This is a genomic window from uncultured Tateyamaria sp. (assembly GCF_947496075.1).
Taxonomy (GTDB): Bacteria; Pseudomonadota; Alphaproteobacteria; order Rhodobacterales; family Rhodobacteraceae; genus Tateyamaria.
This window is the reverse complement of record NZ_CANMBJ010000003.1, coordinates 23,598-47,198: the sequence shown is the minus strand read 5'-3', so window position 1 is coordinate 47,198 and position 23,601 is coordinate 23,598. Positions and strand designations below refer to the sequence as shown.

25 protein-coding genes are annotated in these 23,601 nt (G+C 56.9%); 8 read left to right on the top strand and 17 right to left on the bottom strand.

Annotation, left to right across the window (positions count from 1 at the left end):
- Nucleotides 1–15: 15 nt before the first annotated feature.
- On the bottom strand, nucleotides 16–864 hold the full coding sequence (locus Q1A51_RS11165; protein ID WP_299605206.1) for a LysR family transcriptional regulator: 849 nt from the start codon (nucleotides 862–864) through the stop codon (nucleotides 16–18).
- Between the two features lie 122 nt (nucleotides 865–986).
- Here Q1A51_RS11165 and Q1A51_RS11160 point away from each other — a divergent pair, with 122 nt between their 5' ends.
- Genes Q1A51_RS11160 through Q1A51_RS11150 form a run of 3 tightly spaced genes read left to right on the top strand, consistent with a single transcriptional unit; the run spans nucleotide 987 to nucleotide 3,291 of the window.
- Complete coding sequence (locus Q1A51_RS11160) at nucleotides 987–2,333, top strand: hypothetical protein (protein WP_299605209.1); 1,347 nt, start codon at nucleotides 987–989, stop codon at nucleotides 2,331–2,333.
- A gap of 56 nt (nucleotides 2,334–2,389) precedes the next feature.
- Nucleotides 2,390–2,869, top strand: a complete 480-nt coding sequence (locus Q1A51_RS11155; RefSeq protein ID WP_299605212.1) for a hypothetical protein — start codon at nucleotides 2,390–2,392, stop codon at nucleotides 2,867–2,869.
- Nucleotides 2,857–3,291, top strand: coding sequence for a hypothetical protein (locus Q1A51_RS11150; RefSeq protein WP_299605215.1), 435 nt, complete (start codon nucleotides 2,857–2,859; stop codon nucleotides 3,289–3,291). The genes Q1A51_RS11155 and Q1A51_RS11150 overlap by 13 nt, the downstream gene beginning before the upstream one ends.
- A 238-nt stretch (nucleotides 3,292–3,529) precedes the next feature.
- Here the strand turns inward: Q1A51_RS11150 and Q1A51_RS11145 are convergent, their stop codons facing one another.
- The 3 genes from Q1A51_RS11145 to Q1A51_RS11135 all read right to left on the bottom strand — a co-directional run bounded on the left by Q1A51_RS11145 (nucleotide 3,530) and on the right by Q1A51_RS11135 (nucleotide 6,204).
- Nucleotides 3,530–4,654: an MFS transporter gene (locus tag Q1A51_RS11145; RefSeq protein ID WP_299605218.1), complete on the bottom strand. Its 1,125-nt coding sequence runs from the start codon at nucleotides 4,652–4,654 to the stop codon at nucleotides 3,530–3,532.
- Nucleotides 4,655–4,882: 228 nt separating this feature from the next.
- Complete coding sequence (locus Q1A51_RS11140) at nucleotides 4,883–5,077, bottom strand: tautomerase family protein (RefSeq protein WP_299671334.1); 195 nt, start codon at nucleotides 5,075–5,077, stop codon at nucleotides 4,883–4,885.
- Entirely contained in the window at nucleotides 5,068–6,204 is a 1,137-nt protein-coding gene (locus Q1A51_RS11135) for a hypothetical protein (RefSeq protein ID WP_299605220.1), read from the bottom strand. The genes Q1A51_RS11140 and Q1A51_RS11135 overlap by 10 nt, the downstream gene beginning before the upstream one ends.
- A gap of 20 nt (nucleotides 6,205–6,224) precedes the next feature.
- On the opposite strand from Q1A51_RS11135, the gene Q1A51_RS11130 reads away from it, so the two are divergent.
- Together Q1A51_RS11130 and Q1A51_RS11125 are read left to right on the top strand one after the other, a co-directional pair.
- Nucleotides 6,225–6,803 carry a TetR/AcrR family transcriptional regulator gene (locus Q1A51_RS11130; RefSeq protein ID WP_299605223.1) on the top strand — a complete coding sequence of 193 codons (579 nt, stop codon included), beginning with the start codon at nucleotides 6,225–6,227 and terminating at the stop codon, nucleotides 6,801–6,803.
- Nucleotides 6,804–7,045: 242 nt separating this feature from the next.
- A complete protein-coding gene (locus Q1A51_RS11125) occupies nucleotides 7,046–8,107 on the top strand; it encodes a nitronate monooxygenase (protein ID WP_299605226.1) in 1,062 nt (353 codons plus the stop codon).
- Between the two features lie 80 nt (nucleotides 8,108–8,187).
- Here Q1A51_RS11125 and Q1A51_RS11120 read toward each other — a convergent pair whose 3' ends face one another.
- On the bottom strand, nucleotides 8,188–9,141 hold the full coding sequence (locus Q1A51_RS11120; protein WP_299605229.1) for a bifunctional helix-turn-helix transcriptional regulator/GNAT family N-acetyltransferase: 954 nt from the start codon (nucleotides 9,139–9,141) through the stop codon (nucleotides 8,188–8,190).
- A 59-nt stretch (nucleotides 9,142–9,200) separates the two neighbouring features.
- Between Q1A51_RS11120 and Q1A51_RS11115 the strand changes: the two genes are divergently transcribed.
- Together Q1A51_RS11115 and Q1A51_RS11110 are read left to right on the top strand one after the other, a co-directional pair.
- Nucleotides 9,201–9,971 (top strand): glucose 1-dehydrogenase, encoded by a 771-nt coding sequence (locus Q1A51_RS11115; protein ID WP_299605232.1) that lies wholly within the window; start codon nucleotides 9,201–9,203, stop codon nucleotides 9,969–9,971.
- A 169-nt stretch (nucleotides 9,972–10,140) separates the two neighbouring features.
- Complete coding sequence (locus tag Q1A51_RS11110) at nucleotides 10,141–10,884, top strand: hypothetical protein (protein ID WP_299605234.1); 744 nt, start codon at nucleotides 10,141–10,143, stop codon at nucleotides 10,882–10,884.
- A gap of 438 nt (nucleotides 10,885–11,322) precedes the next feature.
- Here the strand turns inward: Q1A51_RS11110 and Q1A51_RS11105 are convergent, their stop codons facing one another.
- The 5 genes from Q1A51_RS11105 to Q1A51_RS11085 form a co-directional block, all read right to left on the bottom strand.
- Entirely contained in the window at nucleotides 11,323–11,706 is a 384-nt protein-coding gene (locus Q1A51_RS11105; RefSeq protein WP_299605236.1) for a RidA family protein, read from the bottom strand.
- 159 nt (nucleotides 11,707–11,865) lie between these two features.
- Entirely contained in the window at nucleotides 11,866–13,383 is a 1,518-nt protein-coding gene (locus Q1A51_RS11100) for a cytochrome c peroxidase (protein ID WP_299605239.1), read from the bottom strand.
- A gap of 48 nt (nucleotides 13,384–13,431) precedes the next feature.
- Nucleotides 13,432–14,043, bottom strand: coding sequence for an N-acetyltransferase (locus Q1A51_RS11095; RefSeq protein ID WP_299605241.1), 612 nt, complete (start codon nucleotides 14,041–14,043; stop codon nucleotides 13,432–13,434).
- Nucleotides 14,044–14,114: 71 nt separating this feature from the next.
- A complete protein-coding gene (locus tag Q1A51_RS11090) occupies nucleotides 14,115–14,738 on the bottom strand; it encodes a hypothetical protein (protein ID WP_299605243.1) in 624 nt (207 codons plus the stop codon).
- Between the two features lie 86 nt (nucleotides 14,739–14,824).
- Nucleotides 14,825–15,769 carry a homocysteine S-methyltransferase family protein gene (locus Q1A51_RS11085; RefSeq protein WP_299605245.1) on the bottom strand — a complete coding sequence of 315 codons (945 nt, stop codon included), beginning with the start codon at nucleotides 15,767–15,769 and terminating at the stop codon, nucleotides 14,825–14,827.
- 188 nt (nucleotides 15,770–15,957) lie between these two features.
- Here Q1A51_RS11085 and Q1A51_RS11080 point away from each other — a divergent pair, with 188 nt between their 5' ends.
- The gene (locus Q1A51_RS11080; RefSeq protein ID WP_299605248.1) at nucleotides 15,958–16,572 is read left to right on the top strand and encodes a TetR/AcrR family transcriptional regulator; all 615 of its coding nucleotides are present in this window, start codon (nucleotides 15,958–15,960) and stop codon (nucleotides 16,570–16,572) included.
- Between the two features lie 418 nt (nucleotides 16,573–16,990).
- Here Q1A51_RS11080 and Q1A51_RS11075 read toward each other — a convergent pair whose 3' ends face one another.
- The 7 genes from Q1A51_RS11075 to urtA form a co-directional block, all read right to left on the bottom strand.
- Nucleotides 16,991–17,320 (bottom strand): zinc ribbon domain-containing protein, encoded by a 330-nt coding sequence (locus Q1A51_RS11075; RefSeq protein ID WP_299605251.1) that lies wholly within the window; start codon nucleotides 17,318–17,320, stop codon nucleotides 16,991–16,993.
- A 100-nt stretch (nucleotides 17,321–17,420) separates the two neighbouring features.
- Nucleotides 17,421–18,650 (bottom strand): formamidase, encoded by a 1,230-nt coding sequence (gene fmdA, locus Q1A51_RS11070; protein WP_299605253.1) that lies wholly within the window; start codon nucleotides 18,648–18,650, stop codon nucleotides 17,421–17,423.
- A 22-nt stretch (nucleotides 18,651–18,672) separates the two neighbouring features.
- Nucleotides 18,673–19,362: an urea ABC transporter ATP-binding subunit UrtE gene (gene urtE, locus Q1A51_RS11065; RefSeq protein ID WP_299605256.1), complete on the bottom strand. Its 690-nt coding sequence runs from the start codon at nucleotides 19,360–19,362 to the stop codon at nucleotides 18,673–18,675.
- A gap of 11 nt (nucleotides 19,363–19,373) precedes the next feature.
- The gene (urtD, locus tag Q1A51_RS11060; RefSeq protein WP_299605259.1) at nucleotides 19,374–20,114 is read right to left on the bottom strand and encodes an urea ABC transporter ATP-binding protein UrtD; all 741 of its coding nucleotides are present in this window, start codon (nucleotides 20,112–20,114) and stop codon (nucleotides 19,374–19,376) included.
- Nucleotides 20,115–20,117: 3 nt separating this feature from the next.
- The gene (gene urtC, locus Q1A51_RS11055) at nucleotides 20,118–21,248 is read right to left on the bottom strand and encodes an urea ABC transporter permease subunit UrtC (protein ID WP_299605261.1); all 1,131 of its coding nucleotides are present in this window, start codon (nucleotides 21,246–21,248) and stop codon (nucleotides 20,118–20,120) included.
- Between the two features lie 13 nt (nucleotides 21,249–21,261).
- Nucleotides 21,262–22,188: an urea ABC transporter permease subunit UrtB gene (gene urtB, locus Q1A51_RS11050; RefSeq protein ID WP_299605264.1), complete on the bottom strand. Its 927-nt coding sequence runs from the start codon at nucleotides 22,186–22,188 to the stop codon at nucleotides 21,262–21,264.
- Nucleotides 22,189–22,272: 84 nt separating this feature from the next.
- On the bottom strand, nucleotides 22,273–23,544 hold the full coding sequence (gene urtA / locus Q1A51_RS11045) for an urea ABC transporter substrate-binding protein (RefSeq protein ID WP_299605266.1): 1,272 nt from the start codon (nucleotides 23,542–23,544) through the stop codon (nucleotides 22,273–22,275).
- Nucleotides 23,545–23,601: the final 57 nt, after the last annotated feature.

The window sequence follows — 23,601 nt, the reverse complement described above, 5'->3', positions numbered from 1 at the left end:
CGGCAGTAGAGGTCGCTACTCAACCGCGCTCGCGGCTGACTTGATGAGGGTTTCAACCATTGGTCGTCTATCGAGCAGCCGGCGTGCGATGGAAGTATCCAGTGTCAAGCCCGTGTCGGTTGAGCTTAGACAATGCTCTGTTTTTTCAAACGGCGTCGGGTAGTCGGCTGTTGCCGCAAAAGGTCCGAAACCCGCGCGCGACAATATGATTGCGCCTAGCATGGTGTCGGCTTCGGCGGCTGGATACTCTCCATTTCCTTCGTTCGACTGCCGCGCAAGTGCACCCATAAGGACCGGGGCTTCCGCGCGCGGATACGCCACCATGGGTTTGCGCGACATGGGGTCTGGATCACCGTCGAACAGGGCCACAGGTGTAGACAGGAGATACGTCTCGGACAAGTCCGGCGCATGCAAGGGTGGGTGCAGGAACGCTACGTCGATCATTCCTTGTTCCAGCCGCTTCTCGAGGCCTGCGGTCGTGCCCTCATAGAGTTTTACCCGTGCATGGAGATGATGCTGTCGGAAGTTGACCAGCGTTGGGATCACGATCTGATACGCGGCAACCTGCGTCATGCCGATGCGGAGCGTCTGGCCGAGGCCGGCCTGGGCATTCCGTGCAGATTGTGCGGTTTCTTCGGCCGCCGTGATGACCCGCTCCGCGCCCTCGACAAACTGCTCGCCTGCGGGCGTCACACTGACACCGCCACGGTCTCTATCAAACAGGCGCACGCCAAGCTCTTCTTCGATCCGCCGAAGACGTGAGGAAAGCGCTGGTTGCGTCACGTTCAACCGACGGGCCGCACGGCCAAAATGCGCCTCTTCCGCAATGGCAATGACGCTTTCGTAGTCGGACAGACCAAACACTTTTGATAACTCCCGTTTATCAAACTTGTCGGATGGCAATATCGTAAGTTGAGATGATTGATCAATCTTATGTCGTGATCAGAGCAGATCAAGCGCATGCAACACCGACAAAGGAGATCAAGGTGAAGACCCTGCTTACGACACTCACTGTATCCACGGCCCTGGTGGCCCCCGCTTTCGCGCAAGAGGCCGGATCGCGGGATGCCCGTGGCCAGCTTGACTTCGAAGGCCGCTATCTCGTTTCGGTTCAGGATGCAGACATGCTGCCTTCGGCCTATGTCAACGGCATGCTTGGCCCCCGAGAGGGCAGCGACACCCTCGCGGTCATCCCGCTTGATGGTGATCCGCGCGATTGGGTGGCGGCAGAGGTTTTCGCGTCCAACTCCGTCGCTGGCCCGCCAAACGCCGTTGAGATCACACCCGACGGCCGCTTCGCATTCGTGGTCGAGACGTTCACTCCGCGTCCGGACAATAACGAAGCCCATCAGTTTGGTGATATGTCCATCGGCAGGACGTTGACGGTCATTAGCCTTGAAAATCCTGCGACACCCGAGATCATGCAAACCCTTGAGATTGGTGCCCGGCCCCTGTCTGCAAGTGTAAACGCAACGGGTGACATCCTGGCCGTCAGCTACTCCATAGAAGGCGGCGCTGGCGCAGAGACACCCATGCAGCTCTTTCGCATCGCGGACGATGGCAGCCTGAGCGATCCAGTTTCGCCGACGATCGCGGGTTATGCCATCGGCGAAGACAACATCATGGATATCGACTGGCATCCCACTGAAAACGTGATCGTCTGGATCAACCAGTTGGCCAATACGATGCAGTTTGCCCGTGTCGCCGATGACCTGAGCGTCATTCCGTTCGGCAACGTGGTCGACATTGATCGCGCACCTTACCGCGTGCTGTTCACGCCCGATGGCCGCCACGCTGTGACTAACGCGCTGTATTGGGGGCCGGACATCGCGGGAATCTGGATCGAGGCGCCGCGCGGTCAGCTTTTGACGGTGCAAATGAACGCGGAAGTTGCTGACGATGGATCAGCACGCCACGCACTGATTGACCGGGTGATGACAGGTGTCTCCCCCGAAGGTCTTGCCGTGTCGCCCGATGGTCGCTGGGTCGCCACAACCAATCTCGAACGCAGCTACCTGCCTTACGACGACGCGCGCATCACCTGGTATTCGTCGGTAACACTGGCCGCGCTTGATCAGGAGACTGGTGACCTGACCGAGATCGGCACCTTCAACTATGACGGTGTCCTGCCGGAAGCCGCAGTGTTCGACAACTCCAGCAACTACCTTGCGGTCGCGAACTTTGACCATTTCGATGATCGAACCGTGGGCTCCAGCATCGACTTCTGGCGCATCCAGACCGATCCGCTTGACCCCGGCAACACGCAGCTGGTCAAGACGGAACACTCTGTGCCAGTTGCCCGTGGCGCACACTCGATGGTGATTGCGCGCTAAACGTCACAGCACGCGCCTCCCGTCAGGGCGCGTGCCTGTTTTGAGGAGTTTCATTCATGCAATCCCGACGCCAAACCCTTGCCCTGCTGACAGGCTGCGCCGCCTTCACGTTGTTCGCGGCGCGTTCAGCACTCGCTCATCACGGCTTCACAGGACGCTACGATGACGCCCGTCCGATCTACGTCGAAGGTATCGTGCGTTCTGCCAGCTTTCGCCGTCCGCACCCCCTGATAGAATTGCAGGTTGATGACGATTTGCGCACACCAACCGAACTTCCCCAGGGCGAAGAATTCGCTGACGTCGTCGAGGTGCGCGAAGAAGACCGTGGCCGGATCATTGACGTCGAGTACCCGCCCGTCGGTTTGTTCTTCGGACTCGACGGGCGCATCGCGACGGGTGACCGCATCGCGACCATCGTGTTCCAGAATTGCCGCCCGCCGCATCAATTGCGCGGTCAATGGATCCGGTTGCCAGACGGAGAGGCCGTTGTGCGCGTTGGCCGCATGCAGACGGAAGAGGCCGGATGTTCGAGCTGACCCCGGCCCTGGCGGCGCTGGAGACTTCCCCGCTCGCAGACTGGGTGGGCGGGCCAATCTATCCCCTAATCTCGGCGCTACACATATTGGCCTTCGCCTTTGTGCTCGTGCCCGTCCTTGTGGCTGATGCGCGCATTCTCAAGATCGGTGCAGTCGACGATGAGGTCTCGCGCCTGTCTCACACCGCCTTGTTAGCCTTCGGTGGTGCGGCCCTCACCGGCTCTTTGCTTCTGTCGGTCCAGGCAACGCGCTACGCCGAAAACCCGGCGATCTACTGGAAGTTCGGGCTGCTGGCGTTAGCGGGAGCAAATGCCTTTCTGATCTACTGGCTTCAGAAGGCCCAAAAGGTCATCGCGGCTGTTTCGGCCTTGATTTGGTGCGGCGTACTCCTGTCCGGTCGATGGATCGCCTTTGTGGCTTAGGGCGGCTCCCACACCCAATGGCAATAGGACAATCAAATCGCGAGCCAATATGGACGATTTGTGTCAAGCGACGTCCGGTTCGGATGACGGCCCATAAGAGACATTCGCCACCCAATCCCGATGCTGCGGTCGCAGCACACATAGCCGTCATTCGCTGCATCCGCAAAATCTGGGGTGGTGCAGTATTACAGATCGCGGACAATCCGGGCTTTCGCTGCTACTGCACCAAGGGTGGTTTTCACCTCCGCCAAACCAGTATCAGCGCGCCGACAATACCGAGAACAGCCACGAGTGCGAACGTCATACCTGGTAGGATGTCGACGAGTGCGCCGTTTGCCGCAGGCCCAAACACTCCTCCGGCGGCATAAGCCAATGAAAACGCCGACGCGCCTGCGACCAGCATCGGTCCTTTGTGCTCCTGCCCGAGAATTGCCAACGCACTCGTGTAAATGCCAAAGAAGGCTGCGCCGCCGAGAGCGCCGAGAGGCCAGATCAGCATGCCCGTTGCAGGCAAAAATATGAGCACGCCGAAGATGACACCTGTCGCAGCGAGACAGCCAATAGCCACGTGCCAGCGATCCATTCGGTCAAGCAAAACTCCAAGGGCCGGTTGGGCCATGATCATGCCAAGATGCATCACAGCAATGAATGTCGCTGCAGCCGCCGTGGTTGCACCGCCCTCGACCATATGCAGCGGCGCGAGCGAGAGGACGGTCGCGTCCACGAAGCCAAATGCCAGCACGAGAAGTATCAACAACGGAGCAGCACGGGCAAATCGGGGCAAGTCCGCAAGCTCTAGCTTTTCCGGCTCAACTCTCGCCCTTCGGGACATGATGCCAAGCCCGAACGCCGCCAGCGAAATCAGGACTGCGCAGGCCGCGAAGGCCAGGCCATCCTCGGTGCCAAACAGGGGTATGGCAAGCGGACCAATCACGAAGCCCAAGGTCATGCCAGCGCTGTATACACCTGCCACACGACCCCGCACCTTGTCGGCACTTGCGGCGTTGAGCCAAGCCTCCCCAAAAACGTAGATGGCATTGACGCAAAATCCGAGTGCGAAACGCAGCGCAAACCAGACCGCCAAGCTGTCGGAGACGGCGAAGCCAATGAGCGTGAGGGCTGCGCCCGCGAGACCGGCAACGATGACCTGACCCGCCCGCAGATGCCGCGTCAGCGCTGGAACAACCAACACAGAGACCGCAAGACCCAACATGAACGCGGCGGCGTTCAGCCCGACGATGGTCTCCAACGCGCCGCGCTCAGCCAACAGCAATGAAATCAGCGGATAGGTCAAACCTTGAGCTATCGCGAAGACCGTAATCCCAATTGTTACCGTCAGCACAGACCACCAATCGGTGTCCATAAGAGGATGTTGAGAGTGCGCTGCGTTCATGGTCGGACGATCTCATGCAGTAAGTGGAGCGACAAGCAAGACTAATGCCGACATTCACGCATCCTGTAGAATTCGGCAAATTGGGCACTTTCCTGCCATTTGGCAGATGTCCGCTCCTGGCTTATTCTCCCGGAGATCGCGCTGCTAAGCGCAGCACCACCGAAGCCACCCGTTATGCGGTACCGTATCGACACTTGTTCATTCGGCGTCCAGCCCATCGAACTGTGCGCCGCCGTGGCAGAAACCTTGTGCAGGTGTCTCTCGAACCAATACGTAGATGTGTTCCCTTGGTGCATTGATCGTAGATTCCACCGCGTCCGTTATAGCCTTTGCCAACGACGCCTTCTGTACGGCGCTACGCCCCTCACGAATATCGCATTGAATTATTGGCATTTGCCCTCCCCTGTAACGAGTTTGTGGAACGCTCCGGCAGTGAGTTCCTCGCCAAGAACATAGAGCCCCGACAAGAAGGGATCGGCATCGAAGCCTTTCTCGACCTGCGGGCGAAGCCAGGCAGCCAACTTGTCAGCCAGATCGTAATCGCCAAGCTCTCGCGCGAGACAGAAGGCCCAGGAGCTTGCGAGCTGATTTGAAGAGAACTCAGACTTGTGATCTTCTGGCGATATCTCGATCCATGAGAGGCCGTCCTTTTCACTGATGTTTCCACGCCACCGGGTGAACCAGTCGCGCACACGCCCCGGTTCCACGCCGCTCATCGCGAAGAACGACCAGATGTCCGCACCAAGAGAGCTTTTATCCAAGATGGGGTGAGGGTCGTCAGACTTGGTCCCAAAATAGAAGAGCGGCCCTGTCGATGTGCCAGTGATCAAATGCTTGTCCACAGTCGAAAGCCAATCCTCATTTGCGGTCGCGTAGTCCGTCCCGAAGAGCCGATCATGCAGGGTGTTGTTGATCAACATATGCGCGTTGCACATGACCATTGATTGGTGATGGTAGCAGCTTACGCCACACGTCGGAGAGGCGGTCATTTGGTGATACAGGCTTTCCGAGAGTTCGGTGTATGTCGTGATTTGGCCATCCAACTCGATCCGGCCCGCTGGTGGAGAACCGAACGCATCGATGTAAAACCCGATGAAGGTCGCGAGACGCCCGGCATATGTCAGATTACGCTCTTTCAGCGGCCAGCTCGTTTCATTCAGCTCGTCATGCCAGTACCGCCATGTCCGTGGCTCGAGAAGTGCGCGATACATCAGGTCAAGCTGCGGACGCAGGGATGATGCAAGTTCGGGCTTCTTCTTCAAACGAATGAAGTGTCCGATCGCCGGATAGATAAAATGGTAGCGCGTCGCGAAGTTCGCCCTCTCGAAACGCGGCTTGCGCACAAGTGACCAGTCGACCTCCGCCCTGCCACAGCAATGATTGAGACGCTCAACGGCGATATCCTTGACTGTCTGTATTGCTGAGACCATCGAGTGATCCTCTCCCTGGAAAGTTGGCGCCGGTGCTATTTGAGCACCGAAGGCTTGACACCAGACTATCAGCCCAGGATATTCATTCAAACTGACTGGTTAGTATACCTATGGTGCAGAACAAGACATCGGCACGAGATCGGATCATCGTAGCGGCGGACAAGCTCTTCTACGGCGCGGGCATCCGTGCGACGAGTGTCGACACGATTGCTGAGGTGGCAGGGGTCACCAAGAACACGTTTTACTATCACTTCAAGAGCAAGGACGATTTGATAGATGCCTATTTGTCAGCTCGCGACGAACCAAATCTGGCGCGCTACCGCAATTGGTACGATGAGGCGGACGGTGACGTACCAGAGAAGGTTGCTGCGATCTTTTTGAACATTGCCAAAAGGGCGCGCCGTCCACAGTGGAAGGGCTGTGGCTTCCTCAGGACAGCGGCCGAATTCGTCAACACGCCGGGGCATCCTGCAATACAGACCGGCTCTGCACACAAGAAAAAGTTCGAAGTCTGGTTGGCGGAACGTTTTGAAGAGGCCGAACTGGACCATCCGGTCGATCTATCCCGTCATATCGCGCTACTCATCGACGGCGCGTTCTCAACAATGCTCATTCACCGTGACGTAAGTTATGCAGAGCACGCCGCAGAAGCGGCCAAGATCCTTGTGGCGTCTGCACGAAAAATTTGAGGTGTTCATTGCAGGCTAGGGCCTACGGTGCTTACCAAACTGTGAAGCAGCCTTTCGCTGCGGCTTGAACAATGGGCAAGTTGGGCTCTCTACGGTCCTAGGCAGCAACGTGTTGTGACTACAGCGGTTCATAGTGTGAATTCGCTGCTATCACACGATAGTTGGCTTGTGGAACGGATGAACTGATTGATGAATAACTCAAGTGAAGCGCTATAAGAAGTAAGCCATCACAGGAGCGTCCAATGCCATCCACTCCCCTAGGTCGCGCTGCAGCTTTCTGCGAGGCCTTTGACCTCCAACTCCCTATCCTTCTAGCGCCGATGGCTGGGGCATGCCCTGCCTCGCTATCGATCGCAGTTGCGAATGCAGGCGGGATGGGCGCATGCGGTTGTCTGCTCATGCAGCCAGAAGACATAACCAAATGGGCGCAACAGATGCGGGCCGGTTCAAACGGCGCATTTCAACTGAACGTCTGGATACCCGACCCTGATCCTATGCGCGATGCAGACCACGAAGCAAAGGTACGGGCATTCTTGGGTCAATGGGGCCCGGAAGTGCCTCCTGAAGACGCCGAAGCCTCCCTCGTGGATTTCGACGCCCAATGTGATGCGATGCTAGCGGCTGGTCCGCATGTCATCTCATCCATCATGGGTGTTTATCCCGCCCCATTCGTCGCACGCATGAAAGAACGCGGGGTACGATGGTTTGCAACCGTCACCTCTGTCACGGACGCCTTGGCGGCGGAAGCCGCAGGCGCGGATGTTATTGTCGCGCAGGGTATGGAAGCCGGAGGGCATCGCGGATCGTTCAGCGCCGAAGATGCGTCGCGTTCGATGGTCGGGCTATTGTCTCTGCTCCCTGCGGTTGTCGATGCTGTGAAGGTGCCCGTTGTGGCAACGGGCGGCATTGCTGATGCGCGTGGGATAGCCGCTGCGTTGCTTCTCGGTGCTTCAGCGGTGCAAATCGGAACAGGCTTGCTGCGCACGCCGGAAGCCGGAATTGCCCTTCCTTGGGCCGACGCCATCGGGGCCGCTTTGCCCGAAGATACAATCCCCACTCGGGCATTCTCTGGGCGATTGGGAAGGTCCATTCGCACCGCTTACACAGAGGCTGCGGAAAAGGGGCCGAGACCCGCACCTTATCCAATCCAGCGCAACATCACAAAAGCGATGCGAGCTAGTGCAACGGAGATTGACACTATGCAGGCCTGGGCAGGTCAGTCTGCCAGATTGTCACGCGCCGAACCAGCAACCGAACTGGTCGCCAGTCTGTGGAATGATGCGAAAGAACTTTTGCAATCGTGAACTGGGACCATGATCCCGTTCGCAACGTTGGCAGGCCTAAAAGCAGCCCAAAGTGTATTCGGTGCGAGCCTGTGGCTCGTTCAATCAAGTTGACCGATCCTGACAAACCTCTGCTCGATCACGTCTGCGCCCCATTGTCGGCCTGCCTTTTCTTCGGCCAGTTCGAAACCGACACGTTCATAAAGGGCGCGGGCGGTATCGAGGCCCTGAAAGGTCCAAAGATGCGTTTCCGAAAACCCTTGCGCATCGCAAAAGGCGATGGCCGCGTCGAGCAGCCTCTTGCCGATGCCGGTGCCGCGCAGCGTGACGTCCACGATGAACCACCGCAGATGGGCGATATCGCCCTCCAGATCCTGACCGTCAATCGCGATCGATGCGCTGATCCTGCCACCCGACGCCACATGCCAGATTCCGTTTGTCGGTGCATCAAGGCGTGTCATGAACTCCGCCAGTTCCGACGCCACCTTGGTCTCGAACGGCAGTCCAAACCCGACCAGCCCGCTGTAATAGTGCGCGTGCATTTCCACAACGCGCGCAAGCAATGTGGGGCGGTAGCCCTCGGCGATCTCCGGTTCATCAGGTGCCGTGTTGTCCGAACGCGAGCGCGCCAAAGCCTCGGCATACCCTTCCAGACCATCAATCAAGGTACGAACGGTTTCATCTGCAAGCGGCGCAATCGCCTGACCAACCCGCGTTTGGGCCGATTTCGCGATGGCCGCAAAGAGATCACGCCCCTTTGTCGTCAGGGTCAATCGCTTGATGCGAAAGTCGTTCTCGTCCTGCGTTTCGACAACGTCTCCGGTTTCGATAAGTTTTTTCAACAATCGGCTGACCGAAGACTTTTCAAGGCGCAAAAGGTCTGACAAATCCCGCGCCGTCGTCGCGCGGCCTTCCGCGATCTCGATCAGGGCATGAACCGCAGACGGGGACAGGTTGGTGCCCGCCAGGGTCTGCTCCATGAAACCGAGCTCCCGCACCAACCGGCGTGAAGCGGCGCGGATCCGTTCGATGTCGGTTGCGGTGCTGGCTTTCATACTGGCTTCCCATATGGTTGTATGATACAACTACCTCTGATCGATACGAGGACGCAAGCATGAACGACATCGCTGATCCTGCTGCGACCTTCGCTGGAAAGGTCGCCCTCGTCACAGGCGGCGCGACCGGGATCGGAGCGGCGGCATCGCGGGCCTTTGCGGCACGTGGCGCGCAGGTGATCATCGCAGCCCGACGCAGGGACAAGGCAGAGGCAACGATTGCTAAAATAGAGGCACAGGGTGGACGCGCCGCGTTCATTCAGACGGATCTGACCGATCCGACCCAGATCGAGGCCCTACACGAGAGCATACTGGACGAGTACGGGCAGTTGGACATTGCTTTCAACAACGCCGGGTATCAGGAAGCCAAGGCCCCCCTGGTCGACCAGACGGCGGACGTTTACGCACGTGTGTTCGACACCAATGTCCGGGCGGTCTTTCTGTCGCTGCGGCGCCAGATTCAGGCGATGAAAGGACGCGGGGGTGCGATCATTGTCAACGCGTCGGTTAGCGGGATGAAGAACCCCAATCCGGGCTTTTCGATCTATTCCGCGTCGAAGGCCGCTGTCATTTCACTGACCAAATCGGCGGCGATGGAAGCGGCCGAACAAGGTGTGCGTATCAATGTGATCGCGCCCGGACGGGTCGTGACGGACATGATGTTATCATCCAAGGTCATGGACATGAAAGCCGTCGCAGCAGGCCTGCCCATCCGTCGCATGGGAGAGCCGGAGGAAGTTGCCAACGCGGCTGTCTGGCTCGCCTCAGATGCGGCATCCTTCGTTGTTGGCCATGTTCTTGCCGTCGATGGCGGCTTCATGGCGACTTAGGATGACCAGACAGTCGCCGTTCAATACGCCAAGGACGGCAACGCGGGACTGTGCCGCCGTTCAGATAGCAGCGCCAATGTCTGTTCTTGCGGGACAAGAAGCACTTGCATGCACTCATTTGGCACCTCGAGACATTTTGCGGCGGTCCGGAACATGATATTATCGCGGTATGAAATCAGATGTCACACGACGATCAGTTGTTGCGCAGCTTGGCACACTAACCTCGCTGTTGAGTGTCAGTAGCAGCACATCGGCATTCGCAGGACCGGCTGGTCGCGAGATAGAACGCCTCATTTCAAAGATCGATGAGCTTTCAGGCGCCCTGCGAGGCACGGTGATCTCAGTGGAAGACTGGCGAGCGGGCATGGAGGAATTGCTATCCTCTGTCCCGGAGACAGACCTTATGGACGGGATAGACTTCGAGCGTCTCGCGGCACGGATCGGTTTTGCTGACCGTGGCGTATCGACAGCGCAGATCGATTTCGGTTTCGATGAGCACAGAACGATGCATTTCCTGCCAAAACTGTTCGCCGTTGACACCGGCAGATCCATCATACCACACGGGCATTCCAATATGGTTTCGGCCCATCTACCGCTAACAGGAGCATTCCGGCTTCGCCAATACGATCTGGTGTCACGCGACGAGCGTTCGCTAACTATCCAACCGACTGTGGATCGCATGATCCAATCTGGCGATTTGTCCTCTATCGGAGAAGATGACGACAATGTGCATTGGTTCATTGCTGAAGAGCCGTCTTACACATTCGATGTCATCGTCACCGGGCTCGACGACACTGCAGTACAGACGTACGAGATTTTCAATCTCGACATGGAAGCCGCGGAACCTAAAGGGAACGGATGGCTCAACGTGCCTCGCATTTCAGTGTCGGATGCCCTACGGAAGTACGGTTGATGCCAAAAAAGTGTTTGTATTAAGCGCAATCCGGTCATCGGAGACGGCGTAGCAATTACATACATACCCCAGTCATTATAGCCGTCGACGGCCCATTCCGGACATCCGACCCGCTCTCTCGATGCTGCGACGCGGCCCGTCAGAGCCGCCATTCGCTGCGGCTGCGAAATCCGAAACAAGCCGACTAACAGTACGCGGACTTTGCCGCCATACGTTTTCCAGGCTTCGCTCAAGCAGCATCAATTCGCGGGCGCGGCAAGTTTTGTGTTGCGCTGCAGTGGCTTTCGCCACCGCAGCCATTCAAAGTGGTTTTGGAAGTTCGATTTCAATCCGCTTCTTCGCTGGCAGGCCGCTTATGCCACGACCGTCTGCATCCACATTGTCAAGAAGCACTTATTGATGATGCGCAGTGCAATAGTAATGGCGGATGATTTTCGCCTACCCGGCTGCGGTAACGTCAATCTCGATCTTGTAATGCGGATGCCCTAACGCCGCGACGACGACCAAAGTCCAGGGAGGAAGGTATTTGCCAACGACCTCACGATGCACCTGAACGTAATCCGGAATATTCTCTTCCCCGACGATATAGCTTGTGACTTTAACGACATTCGCAACGCCGAAGGCCTTCTGTTCTAGAATGGCCAACACGTTTGCCCACGCGATCCGGGCCTGTTCTTCGATGCCTTCGGGACAGGTTCCGTCCGCCCTTTCGCCCAACTGGCCGGAAAGGGTCATCCAGTTAGCGCCCGCATCAATAAAGAAGCCATGTTTATAGTGGCTGGCGGGCGGCGCGATGTGCTCCGGGTTCACGGCTGTAATCATTGTCTTCGTCCTGTTCTGAGTTTTCGTGACCGTCAAAAGCGGACAGCACTCCGCTGAAATGAGGGTTCTGGTCAGGTGCGATAGAGCGTCGGGGGCGCTACGGCAAACAATGCCGATTTCCTTTCAAGAATTATCCCTATGTCCGTTGTATGGTCCTCTTCATTCTGTCTCAAAGACGTGTTGTTTTGACACCGCTGCTGCAGGTTGCGGAGGCAGTCCGGAGGGCAGATGGATGGGGATCATCTCGCTGCGATCGAGAGCAGATGGGTCGGTCAGAGTTTCTAGAAATGAGACAAGATCCCGGATCTCATCCTCGGTAAGCGCAATGGGTGTCAGGACGTTTGCTGTAGCGATGCGCTGGCGCAATTCGCTCGAGCGCATGACCCAACCGTCCCGTCGGTCGAAGGCTGCACGCCGACCGGCCTCTAGCGGCGCAAAGCTTAAGCCAGACCCCCGAGATTTTAGGCGTTGAAGATTTGCAAGAGGCGGCAACAACACCTCTGCTGGATCGAATGCGGTGAGGCTTGTTTGTGGATCAAGATGATGTCGCACCATGCCTTCCAAATTATCAAACGCACCGCTATGCCCCCAAGGACCGGTCAGTTCAACGTTACGCAGGGACGGCGTGCGGAATGCAAACAGGTCCGCAGGATCGCCTGTAACGCGGTAACGACCCTCGTCCTCAGTTCGACCCGGCAGGCCGGTCGTTCGCAAGTAGGTCATGTCGCCTCCATGCCCCTTACCTGGCCCAATCTGAGGCACCGCAATGGCATGAAATTGGTGATCCGTGAGAAGCGGTCCGCTATGGCAATCCGCACATTTGGCTTTGCCATAGAAGAGGTCGGCTCCATTTTGAGCGGCAGACGACAGGATCGACAATTCACCAGTGCGCAGCACCGAGTCGAATTGGCTTTGGTCTGACCGAAAGGCGACAGTTTGGAATGCGGCGAGCGCTTCCGCGATGTGGCTGTAGGTGACTTGGTCGGGAGATGTGATCTCCGGAAAAGCACACTGCATCATCTCAAAATAGCTTGTGTGCGCCACGACTCGCTGCGCCAACATATTCCAGATCGCAGATCGATCTTCGTGATGTGCAGCGTCCGCAATTGGGTTTTCCCCATATTGGCCTGCCATCTCAATTGGAGAAGTGACTGGGAAAAACGCTTGTGCCGTCAGCACACCAGATAGATTTTTGGGCAAATCCCGCCCGGCAGGATTGCGGATCGCAAGCGTTGTGTGAGAGCTATCCAATTCCTCGACTCGACCGTCGTGAAACATCGAGACATAGCTGCGCGCACCGATGTTCCAGAGCGGTTGCGCATTTCGTGGCACCCTGCCGGTCACAGGATCGGCGGTTGCGCGATCCGAACCCGAGCCCACCCCACCTTCACCGATACCTAGCGCCAATCCATCACCTGACCCCAAGGCGGGATCATGGCAAGTACCGCAGGAAATGTTTCCATTCCCAGACAGAACCGGATCAAAAAACAGGTTCCGTCCAAGTTCTACAAGCGACGGTGCAGGTGCTCCGTCGTAGAGGAAATCTGTGTCCTCAAGTGGCCGCGGAAGTGGAATACTCAGCTGGGTTTCCTCACCAGCTTCTGCTGCAAAGGCCGCTGCCAAGCCAGCAATGGACAACGTAGCCAGTACGGATACGGGTGACATTTTCGAGGCCATGGGAAATCTCCAAATTTGGGGACTAGTGCAGTTTGTTGAGCGCGATGCTCAAGATTTCGGGCGGTTCTTGAGCTTCTTGATGAGCAGCAGAACATCGCCTGTGTAATACGGCGGACACGGGTGCAAACGCACGGGTTCACGTGCCACAAGCTGATATCCAAGCCTCTCATAGAGCTGAACTGCTCCCTTGTTCTGGCTGTAGACCTGAATGCTCATTTCCCGGAAGCCGTTTGCCTGCGCCAACTCTTCTGCTGTCGTAAGAAGTTGCGAACCAATGCCGCGATTTTGCCCCTCGGCAAACACAGCCAGAGCATTCACAAACCAAGTATCGACCGACAGTTTTTCCAACGCGACAAATGGGGCAATTGGTGCAGGCAAATCGTCGGGATTTTCAGCGGGCGCTGCGGTAATCGCATAACTCAGAACCATGCCAATGGGATAGCCGTACCGATCTGCGACCAATGCATTTGTGTAAGAGAAGCCGCCCTGTGTGCGCTTGGCCCGCTCGATGCCGATTTCCAGCGGCGTTTGTCCTTCGACGCAAGCGCGTGCCCACAGCCAATTGGGGATGCCTTCACCCGCGAGGTTGATCAGCCTCGCCAGACTTTCTGCATCAGAGGCATCTGCCTGGCGGATCAGAGAAGTCGTTTGAATGTTCATTTTAAGGGTCCTTTCGAGGATAGCTGGGTGCGGTCGGGGTGAGAAACGGCCCCGACCGCAAGCGTCAGGCCTTAGATCGACGGGATGACACCGGCATCAAAGACCGGGCCGACAGGCACGCCGGAGTCCCATTCGAGATGGTCATCTTCATCGATGGGGTTATGGCCATAGTAAGAAGCGTCTTGGGCTTTTTCTTTGTCCATCGGGTGATCTTCAAACGTGTAGGTCGCGCTCAGACCCCAGAAATCGTTGAAGCCCAACGTGGTCTGGATCAGACCGCCATCAAATTCAGCGTATGGGCCGGTTGCGCCAGTCACGGGGCGCAGGTTGGCCTTGCCGATATCTGCGATTTCAGAGCCTTGCGTAATGATTGTTGCGCCGTCATCAAAGGCAAAGACTTGCCGACTGATGACCCACACACCTGTCGTCGCGTTCCCGCCTTCGCCTACAAAGTAGCCATCGCAAGTCCACGTGCCCAAAACCAGATCTGGGAAAGCGGGGTTGCCGTCTTCGAGAACGCCGACAATACCATCGGCAAGTGTGCCTTCGGGGTAAATGTAACCCTGGCTGACGAAAGCGTTGCCGTGCGCGGGCATCCCGTTTTCGTGGACGGGCGCTGCCGCCATATGGATCCGGGTATGATCTTCGGCCACGTCAAATGCAGTCGGGGCGTCCGCTTGTACTAAGCTGCTCATTGATAAGATCAGGGCAGAGGAAAAAATAAGTGTTTTCAGCATAGAAGTTGTCCTTTCAGGGAGAAGTTATTGGGAGTGGTTAGACATTAAGCTGCCGAGCGGGCGTGATCGTGCCCGGCAATGCAGCCCACATGCCGATGATCAGTGCCACAACAGCCACCAATCACACGGATGTTCGGGAGGAGCGCAATAAGCTCCGCGCTGAGTTGACCAAGCTCGACCGGATCACCGGCATCCAATACCTCGGCCTCGTCCAGCTCGGCATGGCTCATCCGCGAAGCATTGGAGCGAAGACCGCCAATGCGCAGCGTCCATGCCTCAGACGTGTCAATCACATCTCGGAAGTGATCCGGATGGGCACAGTTGATCATGTAGTAGATCGGGCCGCCGTTGGTTGCCGCATCGACCTCGGCAATGGCGTCGCCCAACGACTGACCGGACGGAAGACATCCATCAGTTTCCAAGGTGAAGGCAATCACGACTGGGATGTCGATTTCCTTGGCAGCCTGAACAATTCCGATGGCCTCACCGGCATGGGTCAGCGTCATTGCGCTGATCATATCCACGCCTGCCTTGCCCAGGGCATGGACTTGCGGGGCGTGGATAAGCAACGCGTCTTGAGGGGCGAGCATTGTATCGGGTGCGTAAGCATCGCCCGCTGGGCCGACCAGACCGTTGATCAGGATCGGAGAGCTCGAAGTTTCTTGTTGGTCACGGACGTCAGAGACAAAGGCAACGGCACGCTTGTTCGTCTCAATGACCTCCAAAAGGGTCTGTCCCAATGGACCGGCCCAAGCTGTTCCGGCGCGCCACGTTGGTGCGTCCAGAATAAAGCCACGATTGGATTGGCGCGCAATGCTGATGAAGCGCTCAAAGTACTCCGTTAGGTCGCGACGTCCCGGTTCGCAGTCGAGCAACACTGCTGCTGAGAAACAAGGAAGATCATATCCCTTTTCAAAGATCATGTATGTCTCAAGCCCTCCGTCGGAGAGAAAGAAACGTTTGGCATTGGTCAATTCTTGAATACGCATTGAGGTCTTCCTTTGCAGTTGATGCAAAAGGACTAGCCTGAGGCTGTATCGGGCCGATAGTTGCCGCGTGGTACGGTTGTCTGAAACTGTTTTTGCCCTTATTTTCAGCGGTAAAAGCAGCGCCATGATCGGCGTCGGGCCATGGAAAAGGGGTCAACTGGACTCGCAGTACAGTCGGGATGGGATCAATGGATCAAAAAGTTGATACACGCAGCCGAATCCTCAACATTGCGGAGGCGGCGGTTCTCGAAAAAGGGTTTGAGGCCACGTCAATCGAAGAGATCGTGGCCGGGGCCGAAATCTCACGTGGCGGGTTCTTTTATCATTTCAAAGACAAGAACGCATTGGCCCGGGCAATGCTGGAACGCTACATTGATGCCGAAAACACGCTCTATGATGATCTCTTTGCGCGCGCCCGCGAACTCAACGATGACCCACTTCATTGCATGCTCATAGGTTTGAAGCTTTTGGCCGAGATGCTTGAAGAGATGCCTACAGGGCATCCCGGCTGCGTAATTGCTTCAACAGCCTATCAGGATCGCTTGTTTGATGAGGGCGTGCGCGATCTGAACCGGCAGGCTATCCTTGGTTGGCGCAAGCGGTTCCGGGGGATGTTTGAGGAGATTGCGCAAGTCTATGAGCCCCGTGAGGCTGTCAACATGGACGCTCTCGGCGATATGGTGTCCGGCGTAGTAGAAGGCGGCTTGGTCCTGCAACGCGCCCTTCGCGAGCACAACAACGCCTCTGAGCAGATCATGCTGTTTCGTACGTATCTGAAACTGCTGTTTGCAGACAAAAAGTGACCTTACGCAATAGATAACACTCATCAATGCTGTCGAAGTTACAGCTATCTTCGTCCTTCCAACTAATCGGAAGCCGTTCTACCCGGGTGCAATTTGTAGGAATGTCCAGTCGCAACGCCGCAGTGCCACGCCTGTACTTGCGCGGGTGCTGAATTGTCCGTTCTGCGAGCGTGCGCCGCGAAGAATCTTTTGGTCTCTTATGGGCTCCTGGCGTTCATCGGATGCGGCGCAGAATCTGCTTAGTCTTGGCTTCGGGTGGCGATACGAGCGGCCCAAAGGAGACATCCAGCCGCGATCATTTCGCCGCGGAGCGGCATGACTAAACTGCGGTTCAACGCAGTCGTAAGAAGGGGCGGACACCGATATGTATCGTTCCACAACTACTTTATTTGATTCCCGATAGGTTGCGACCGGAGCTTCAGTGAGAAATCATCCAAGGCCGTTTCGTCGGAAAGCTTTTTGACCCATTCGGGTGGTGCAGCGTCTTGCTTGGCTTTTTCGTGGCCCCGCCGCAGCACCCGCAATTGGGTCCGTGACTGCTGCGCTTGGGACTATCGGCGGAGCGCTCATTGGTTTCATGCGCATGGCGCGCGGTGCTGGAGATGGCCGCAAGGCGCGGAACCGTCAGCAAGATACGTGGCGCCTTGGTGCCGCAGGCCGGGCAATCGCAGGGATCGGCAAACCGGCTCATCGGCATCATCTCTTCAAACACGCCGCAATCGGCACAATTATATTCATAGACGGGCATTTCTGCTCCTCTTTCTTGGTGGCAGATGGATCAGGCGCCCGGCCCCACTCTTCCCCGATTGCCGCTTCGGCGCGAGAAACAGGGCCGGACTGAGGTAGTTCTACAAGTCCGGGGCCAAAGGTATGTCGACAGAACCGTCGAGATAGGTACTTGGTCCGGTCGCATTGGGCATCATATCCCACTCAAAAATGTCATTGGGCAGCCAGAGCGTCGCACATGCATTTGGAATATCCACAACACCGGAGATGTGCCCTTGTACGGGTGCCGTTCCCAAAATCGCGTAAGCCTGTGCGCCCGAGTAGCCGAATTTCTTGAGATACTCGATCGCATTCAGGCAGGCCTGACGATAGGCCACGTGGACATCGAGGTAATGCTGCTCTCCGCTTTCATCGACCGAAATGCCTTCGAAAATGAGGTAGTCATCGTATTTGGGCGTAATTGGAGATGGCTTGAAGATGGGATTGCGGATCGCATATTTTGTCATCCCTTCCTTGATCAGCGTCACCTTGATGTGCAGCCAACCTGCCATCTCGATTGCGCCACAGAAGGTGATCTCCCCGTCGCCCTGGCTGAAATGCAGGTCGCCCATCGAGAGACCGCCGCCGTCAACATATACAGGGAAGTAACACACCGCACCGCGGCTCAGGTCTTTGATGTCGCAGTTACCGCCATGCTCGCGGGGAGGCACGGTGCGCGCTGCCTCAGCAGCAGCGGCGTCACGTTCTTCGCCCTTCATGGCGCCCATATGCGCGCTTTGCGTGTTGGGCAAGGCGGCCAGTGGTGGGACACGCTCCGGGTCGGTGTTCACCAACTTGGTCTCCCGCGTGTTCCACATATCGAGCATTTTGCGATCTGGCAGACATCCGATCAGCCCGGGATGAATAAGCCCTGCATATTTCACGCCGGGCACGTGGCGCGACTTGGTGAACATGCCGTCGATGTCCCAGATGGATTTCTGTGCCTCTGGGAAATGCTCGGTCAGGAAGCCGCCGCCATTTTTTTTGGAAAAGAAGCCGTTAAAGCCCCAAAGCATGTCTTCCTTGGCACCAATATCAAGGATTTCGACGACCATCAGGTCACCCGGCTCCGCACCTTTCACCCCGATTGGGCCCGACAGGTAGTGCACCTGCTCCAACTCCACATCGCGCACGTCAGACGCGTCATCATCGTTTTTGATCTGCCCGCCGGTCCAGTCATAGGTCTCGATCTTGAAATCGTCGCCGGGCTCGACCCAGACATTAATCGGGATGTCGGGGTGCCACCGGTTGTGGATGTTCTTGTTGGTGTGGGGGCTCTCGGACAAGTCCACCGAGATCAATGTGTCAGCCATATCTGGCTCCTCCTTGAGTTGGTTATACGGATAGGAATTTTGTGACTTTGGCCTCGTCGACGCTGTCGCGCGGGCTGTCATGAACGAAGCGGCCGTTTTCGATCACCATGACCCGGTCCGCCACGTCCAGCGCGAAGCTAAGCACTTGCTCTGAGACAATGATGCTCAAACCCTTTTGGTCGCGGATTTTGCGCAAGGTGCGAGCCATTTCCCGAATGATCGACGGCTGAATGCCTTCTGTCGGCTCATCGAGCAAAAGAACCTTCGGGTTTGATGCCAGCGCGCGGGCGATGGCCAACTGTTGTTGTTGTCCACCTGACAGGTTGCCGCCGCGCCGGTTCTTCATTTCCAACAGCACAGGGAACAGCTCATAGATATCATCAGGCACGGTTTTCTGCCCGGTGACCGTCAGGCCGGTCTCGACATTCTCTTTCACCGTCATTGCCGAGAAAATCATCCGGCCCTGCGGCACATAGGCGATCCCGTTGGCGACACGTTGGTGGGATTTGAGACCCGTCAAAGCGGTATCACCAACCCGGACCTCTCCGCCACGCTCGGGCATGATGCCCATGAGCGTTTTCATCAGCGTTGTTTTTCCCATACCGTTGCGGCCCAATATAGCGACAATCTCGCCGGGCTTCACATCAAGATCGAGGCCATGAAGCACCTCGCTTTCGCCGTAAGAGGCACGCAGGGATTGAACATTCAGCATAGCGGCTCTCCTTAGTGGCCCAGATAGACTTCGACGACTTTGGGATCGTTCTGCACCCGCTCCATTGAGCCTTCGCTGAGCGTTTTGCCTTGATGCAAAACAGTGACGCGGGTGGCGATATCGGCCACAAAGCCCATGTCATGTTCAATCACGATGACGGAGCGGTCCTGGATGATGCGGTTCAGAAGCTCCGCCGTTTTCTTGCGTTCGGCCACCGACATACCGGCGACCGGCTCGTCCAGCATCAACAATTCCGGGTCCTGGATCAGCAGCATCCCGATCTCCAACCATTGCTTTTGGCCATGGCTGAGGAAGGCGGCTTTCTCATCAAGCTGATCTTCAAGGAAGATCGTCTCTGCAATCTCGCGAATGCGGGTTTGCACAGGGTCGTCACGCCGGAACATCAGCGCACCAAAGACACTGTGGCCCTTGGGATAGCTCAGCTCCAGGTTTTCGGAGACGGTAAGGTCCTCATAGACGCTGGGGGTTTGGAACTTTCGCCCAACGCCCGCATGCACGATCTGGTCCTCGCGCATGGACAGAAGTTCTTTGTTTTTGAACTTCACGCTGCCGCCTGTGGCTTTGGTGCGTCCACAGATCAGGTCCAGCACCGTGGTTTTGCCTGCGCCATTGGGGCCAATGATGACATGGCAGGCGTTTTTCTCGACATAAAGGTTGAGCGAGTCGACCGCCTTGAATCCATCGAAGGAAACGGTGAGGTCCTCGACCTCAATTATCATTTGCTCGGACATAGGTTACTCCGCTGGTGCGCGTTCGGCGACGGGTTTTAGGGTGTCAGTCCCGGGGCGTTGGAACCGCTTCATCAGGCGCGGCTCGATCTTTTCGGACCACAGCCCGGCCAAGCCGTTCGGGAAGAACATCACCACCGCGATGAACAGCCCGCCCAGGCCAAGGAGCCAAAGCTCGGGGAAGGCCTCGGAGAACGAGGTTTTGGCCCAGTTGACCAGGAGCGCGCCGTAAACGGCGCCAAGGATCGACAAACGCCCCCCGACAGCGCAAAAGATCACCATCTCAATCGACGGAACGATCCCCACGAGCGTCGGCGACATGAAGCCCACCTGCAGCGTGAACATGGCCCCGCCAATCCCTGCAAAGGCGGCGCCGAGGCAGAAAATGAAGATCTTGAAATTGGCCACGTTATAGCCTGAGAAGCGTACGCGATCCTCCTGATCACGCATCGCAATCAGCAACCGCCCCAGCTTGGACTTACGTACATATTGCGCGATCAGCAGCACCGCGAAAAGTAGCACACCGTTGACGAAGTAAAGCGTTGTCTTGGCCTCATCGGTGCGAATGTCCCAGCCCAGCAAGGTCCGCAGGTCGGTGATCCCGTTCACGCCGCCTGTGTAGCCTTGCTGCCCAATGATCAGGATCGTCAGGATCGCGGCAAAGGCTTGCGTAATGATGGCGAAATAGACCCCGCCAACGCGGCGCGTGAACATTGCAAAGCCGATGATGAAGGCGAAGAGCACTGGCACTGCAACAACCGCCAAAAGTGCCAGCGGCAAGCTGTAGAAGGGTTGCCACCAAACCGGCAGCTCAGTCAGCTGGTTCCAATCCATGAAATCGGGGATACCCGGGGTGGACTGGATTGCGGTGTTTTCGGGCGTCGAGGCTTCGAGCTTGAGAAACATCGCCATGCAGTAGCCACCGAGCCCGAAAAAGACGCCTTGGCCGAGGCTCAGGATGCCCCCTGCGCCCCAACACAGCGCCAGCCCGACCGCTACGAAGGCGTAAGTGAGGTATTTGCCAAAGAGATTGAGACGGAAGCTATCGAGCATGGCCGGCAGCAGAAGGAAAATCACCGCAGCCAAGATCAGAAAGCCGATCAGCTCTTTACGGGACATGAAAGAAGAACGTGTCATCTGAGCCGGCCTCTTACTTACGCAGTTTCATGGCAAACAGGCCTTGCGGGCGGATCATCAGGATGCCGACTACGACGAGCAGCGTCAGAACCTTCGCCATCGAGCCGGACAGGAAGAACTCCATGATCGACTGCGCTTGAGAGATCGAGAAAGCCGAGGCAATCGTGCCCAGAAGCGAAGCGGCACCGCCGAAGACAACCACTAGGAATGTGTCGACGATATAGAGCTGCCCAGCCGTGGGCCCTGTGGAGCCAATCATCGTGAAGGCGGAGCCCGCGACGCCAGCGACGCCGCAACCGATGCCGAATGTCAGCCGGTCGGTCCATTCGGTGTTGATGCCCACCGCCCCGGCCATCACCCGGTTCTGGTTGATTGCACGCACCTGCTTGCCCCAGTTGGATCGGAACATCAGGTAGTAGATGCCCAGCGAGATACAAACTGCCAGCACCATCACGAAGATGCCGTTGATGGGGATTTCGACCAGGTCCGTAAGTGGCAGCGACCCCATCATCCAATCAGGGATGGAGACTCCCACCTCCCGCGCGCCAAAGACGCTGCGATAGACCTGCTGCAAAATCAGGCTAAGGCCCCAAGTCGCCAGAAGCGTATCAAGCGGGCGTTTGTAAAGATGCCGGATCATCGCCCATTCGACCAGCAGCCCAAGAGCACCTGAGACAATGAAGGCAAGAAACATCGCGATAAAGAAGTAAATGCTGAAAAGCGCCGGTACGTAGTCGGCAAAGAAATTCGACAGAAGATAGGTCACATATGCGCCGAGGATCATGAACTCCCCATGGGCCATGTTAATGACGCCCATCTGGCCAAAAATAATTGCCAGACCAAGCGCCATCAGCACGAAGACAGAGAAAAGGATCAGGCCAGCAAAGCCTTGCATTGCGAAGATCGCACCAAGCTCTGGCCAAGAATAATCGGCAAACATAACGGACAGCTCCTAAAGGGCAAAAGGTGATGGATGTGAGATAGGACGACCCGACTTGGCACCGGGTCGTCCATCAGCAGGGGCTTATTGGTAGCCTTCCGGGAACGGATCCGGCTCAACCAGCTCTGCGGTTTCGAACACAACCTCATATTGGCCATCCGCCTGCGCGCGTCCGACGCGGGTCTTCGACCACAGGTGGTGGTTTTCATGCACTTTCACATAGCCCTCAGGCGCAGTTGTCATCTCGATGCCAGGTGACGCCTCGCGCACCTTGTCCACGTCAAAGCTACCGGCTTTTTCAACAGCCGCTTTCCACAGCCATGGGCCAAGATATGCAGCTTGTGTCACATCGCCGATCACGATGTCATCGCCCCACATCTTCTTGAATTCTTCCACAAATTTGAGGTTGTTCTCATTCTCAAGCGACTGGAAGTACTTCATGCAGGCATATGCGCCTTCGATGTTCTCGCCGCCAATGCCGCGGATTTCGTCCTCGGTTACGGAAATAGTCAGAACGATGGGCTTCTCTGCTGCCGGATCAATCCCCGCTGCGATCAGCTGCTTGTAGAAGGCCACGTTCGAGCCGCCCACGACAATCGCGTAGATCACGTCAGGCTTGCGCAAACGGATCTTGTTGATGACGGAATTAAACTGCGTATGGCCGAGGGGGTAGTATTCCTCGCCCACGACCTTGCAGCCTTCCATGAAGTTTTCGATATGCTTGCGGGCGATCTTGTTGGAGGTGCGCGGCCAGATGTAGTCGGACCCCAGTAGATAAAAGCTCTTCGCGCCCTTGGTCTGGTTGACCCAGTCAAGGCCCGCGATGATCTGCTGTGTGGCCTCTTGGCCGGTGTAGATGACGTTGGGGCTCTCTTCGAGGCCTTCATAGAAGGTCGGGTAATACAGGAAGCCGTTATGCTGCTCGAAGACGGGAAGGACGGCCTTGCGGCTGGCGGAGGTCCAGCAGCCCATAACGGACGCGACCTTGTCGTTGACCAGCAATTTGCGGGCTTTCTCAGCAAATGTCGGCCAGTCAGATGCGCCATCTTCTTGAATATACTCAATCTTGCGGCCCAGGATGCCGCCTTGTGCGTTGATTTGGTCAATCGCGAGTTTCTCAGCCTGAACAGAACCCGTCTCTGAAATCGCCATCGTGCCCGTGACAGAGTGCAAAATACCGATGGTCACGGTGTCGTCGGTAACAGCCAGGCCCGTCGTGTTGATCTCAGCCGTTGGGAAATCAGCCGCTTTGAGGTTTTTGGGCAAGAACAAAGCCGCGCTGAGCGCTGTGCCCCCGGCTAGAACCTCACGCCGGCTTAACCCTGTGGATCTCTTCTTTGGTGTCTCGTCTGACATATCGCCTCCTTCGCAAAGCGCTTAAAGAATGGGCGATTCTGGCTCGCCCCCTACGAA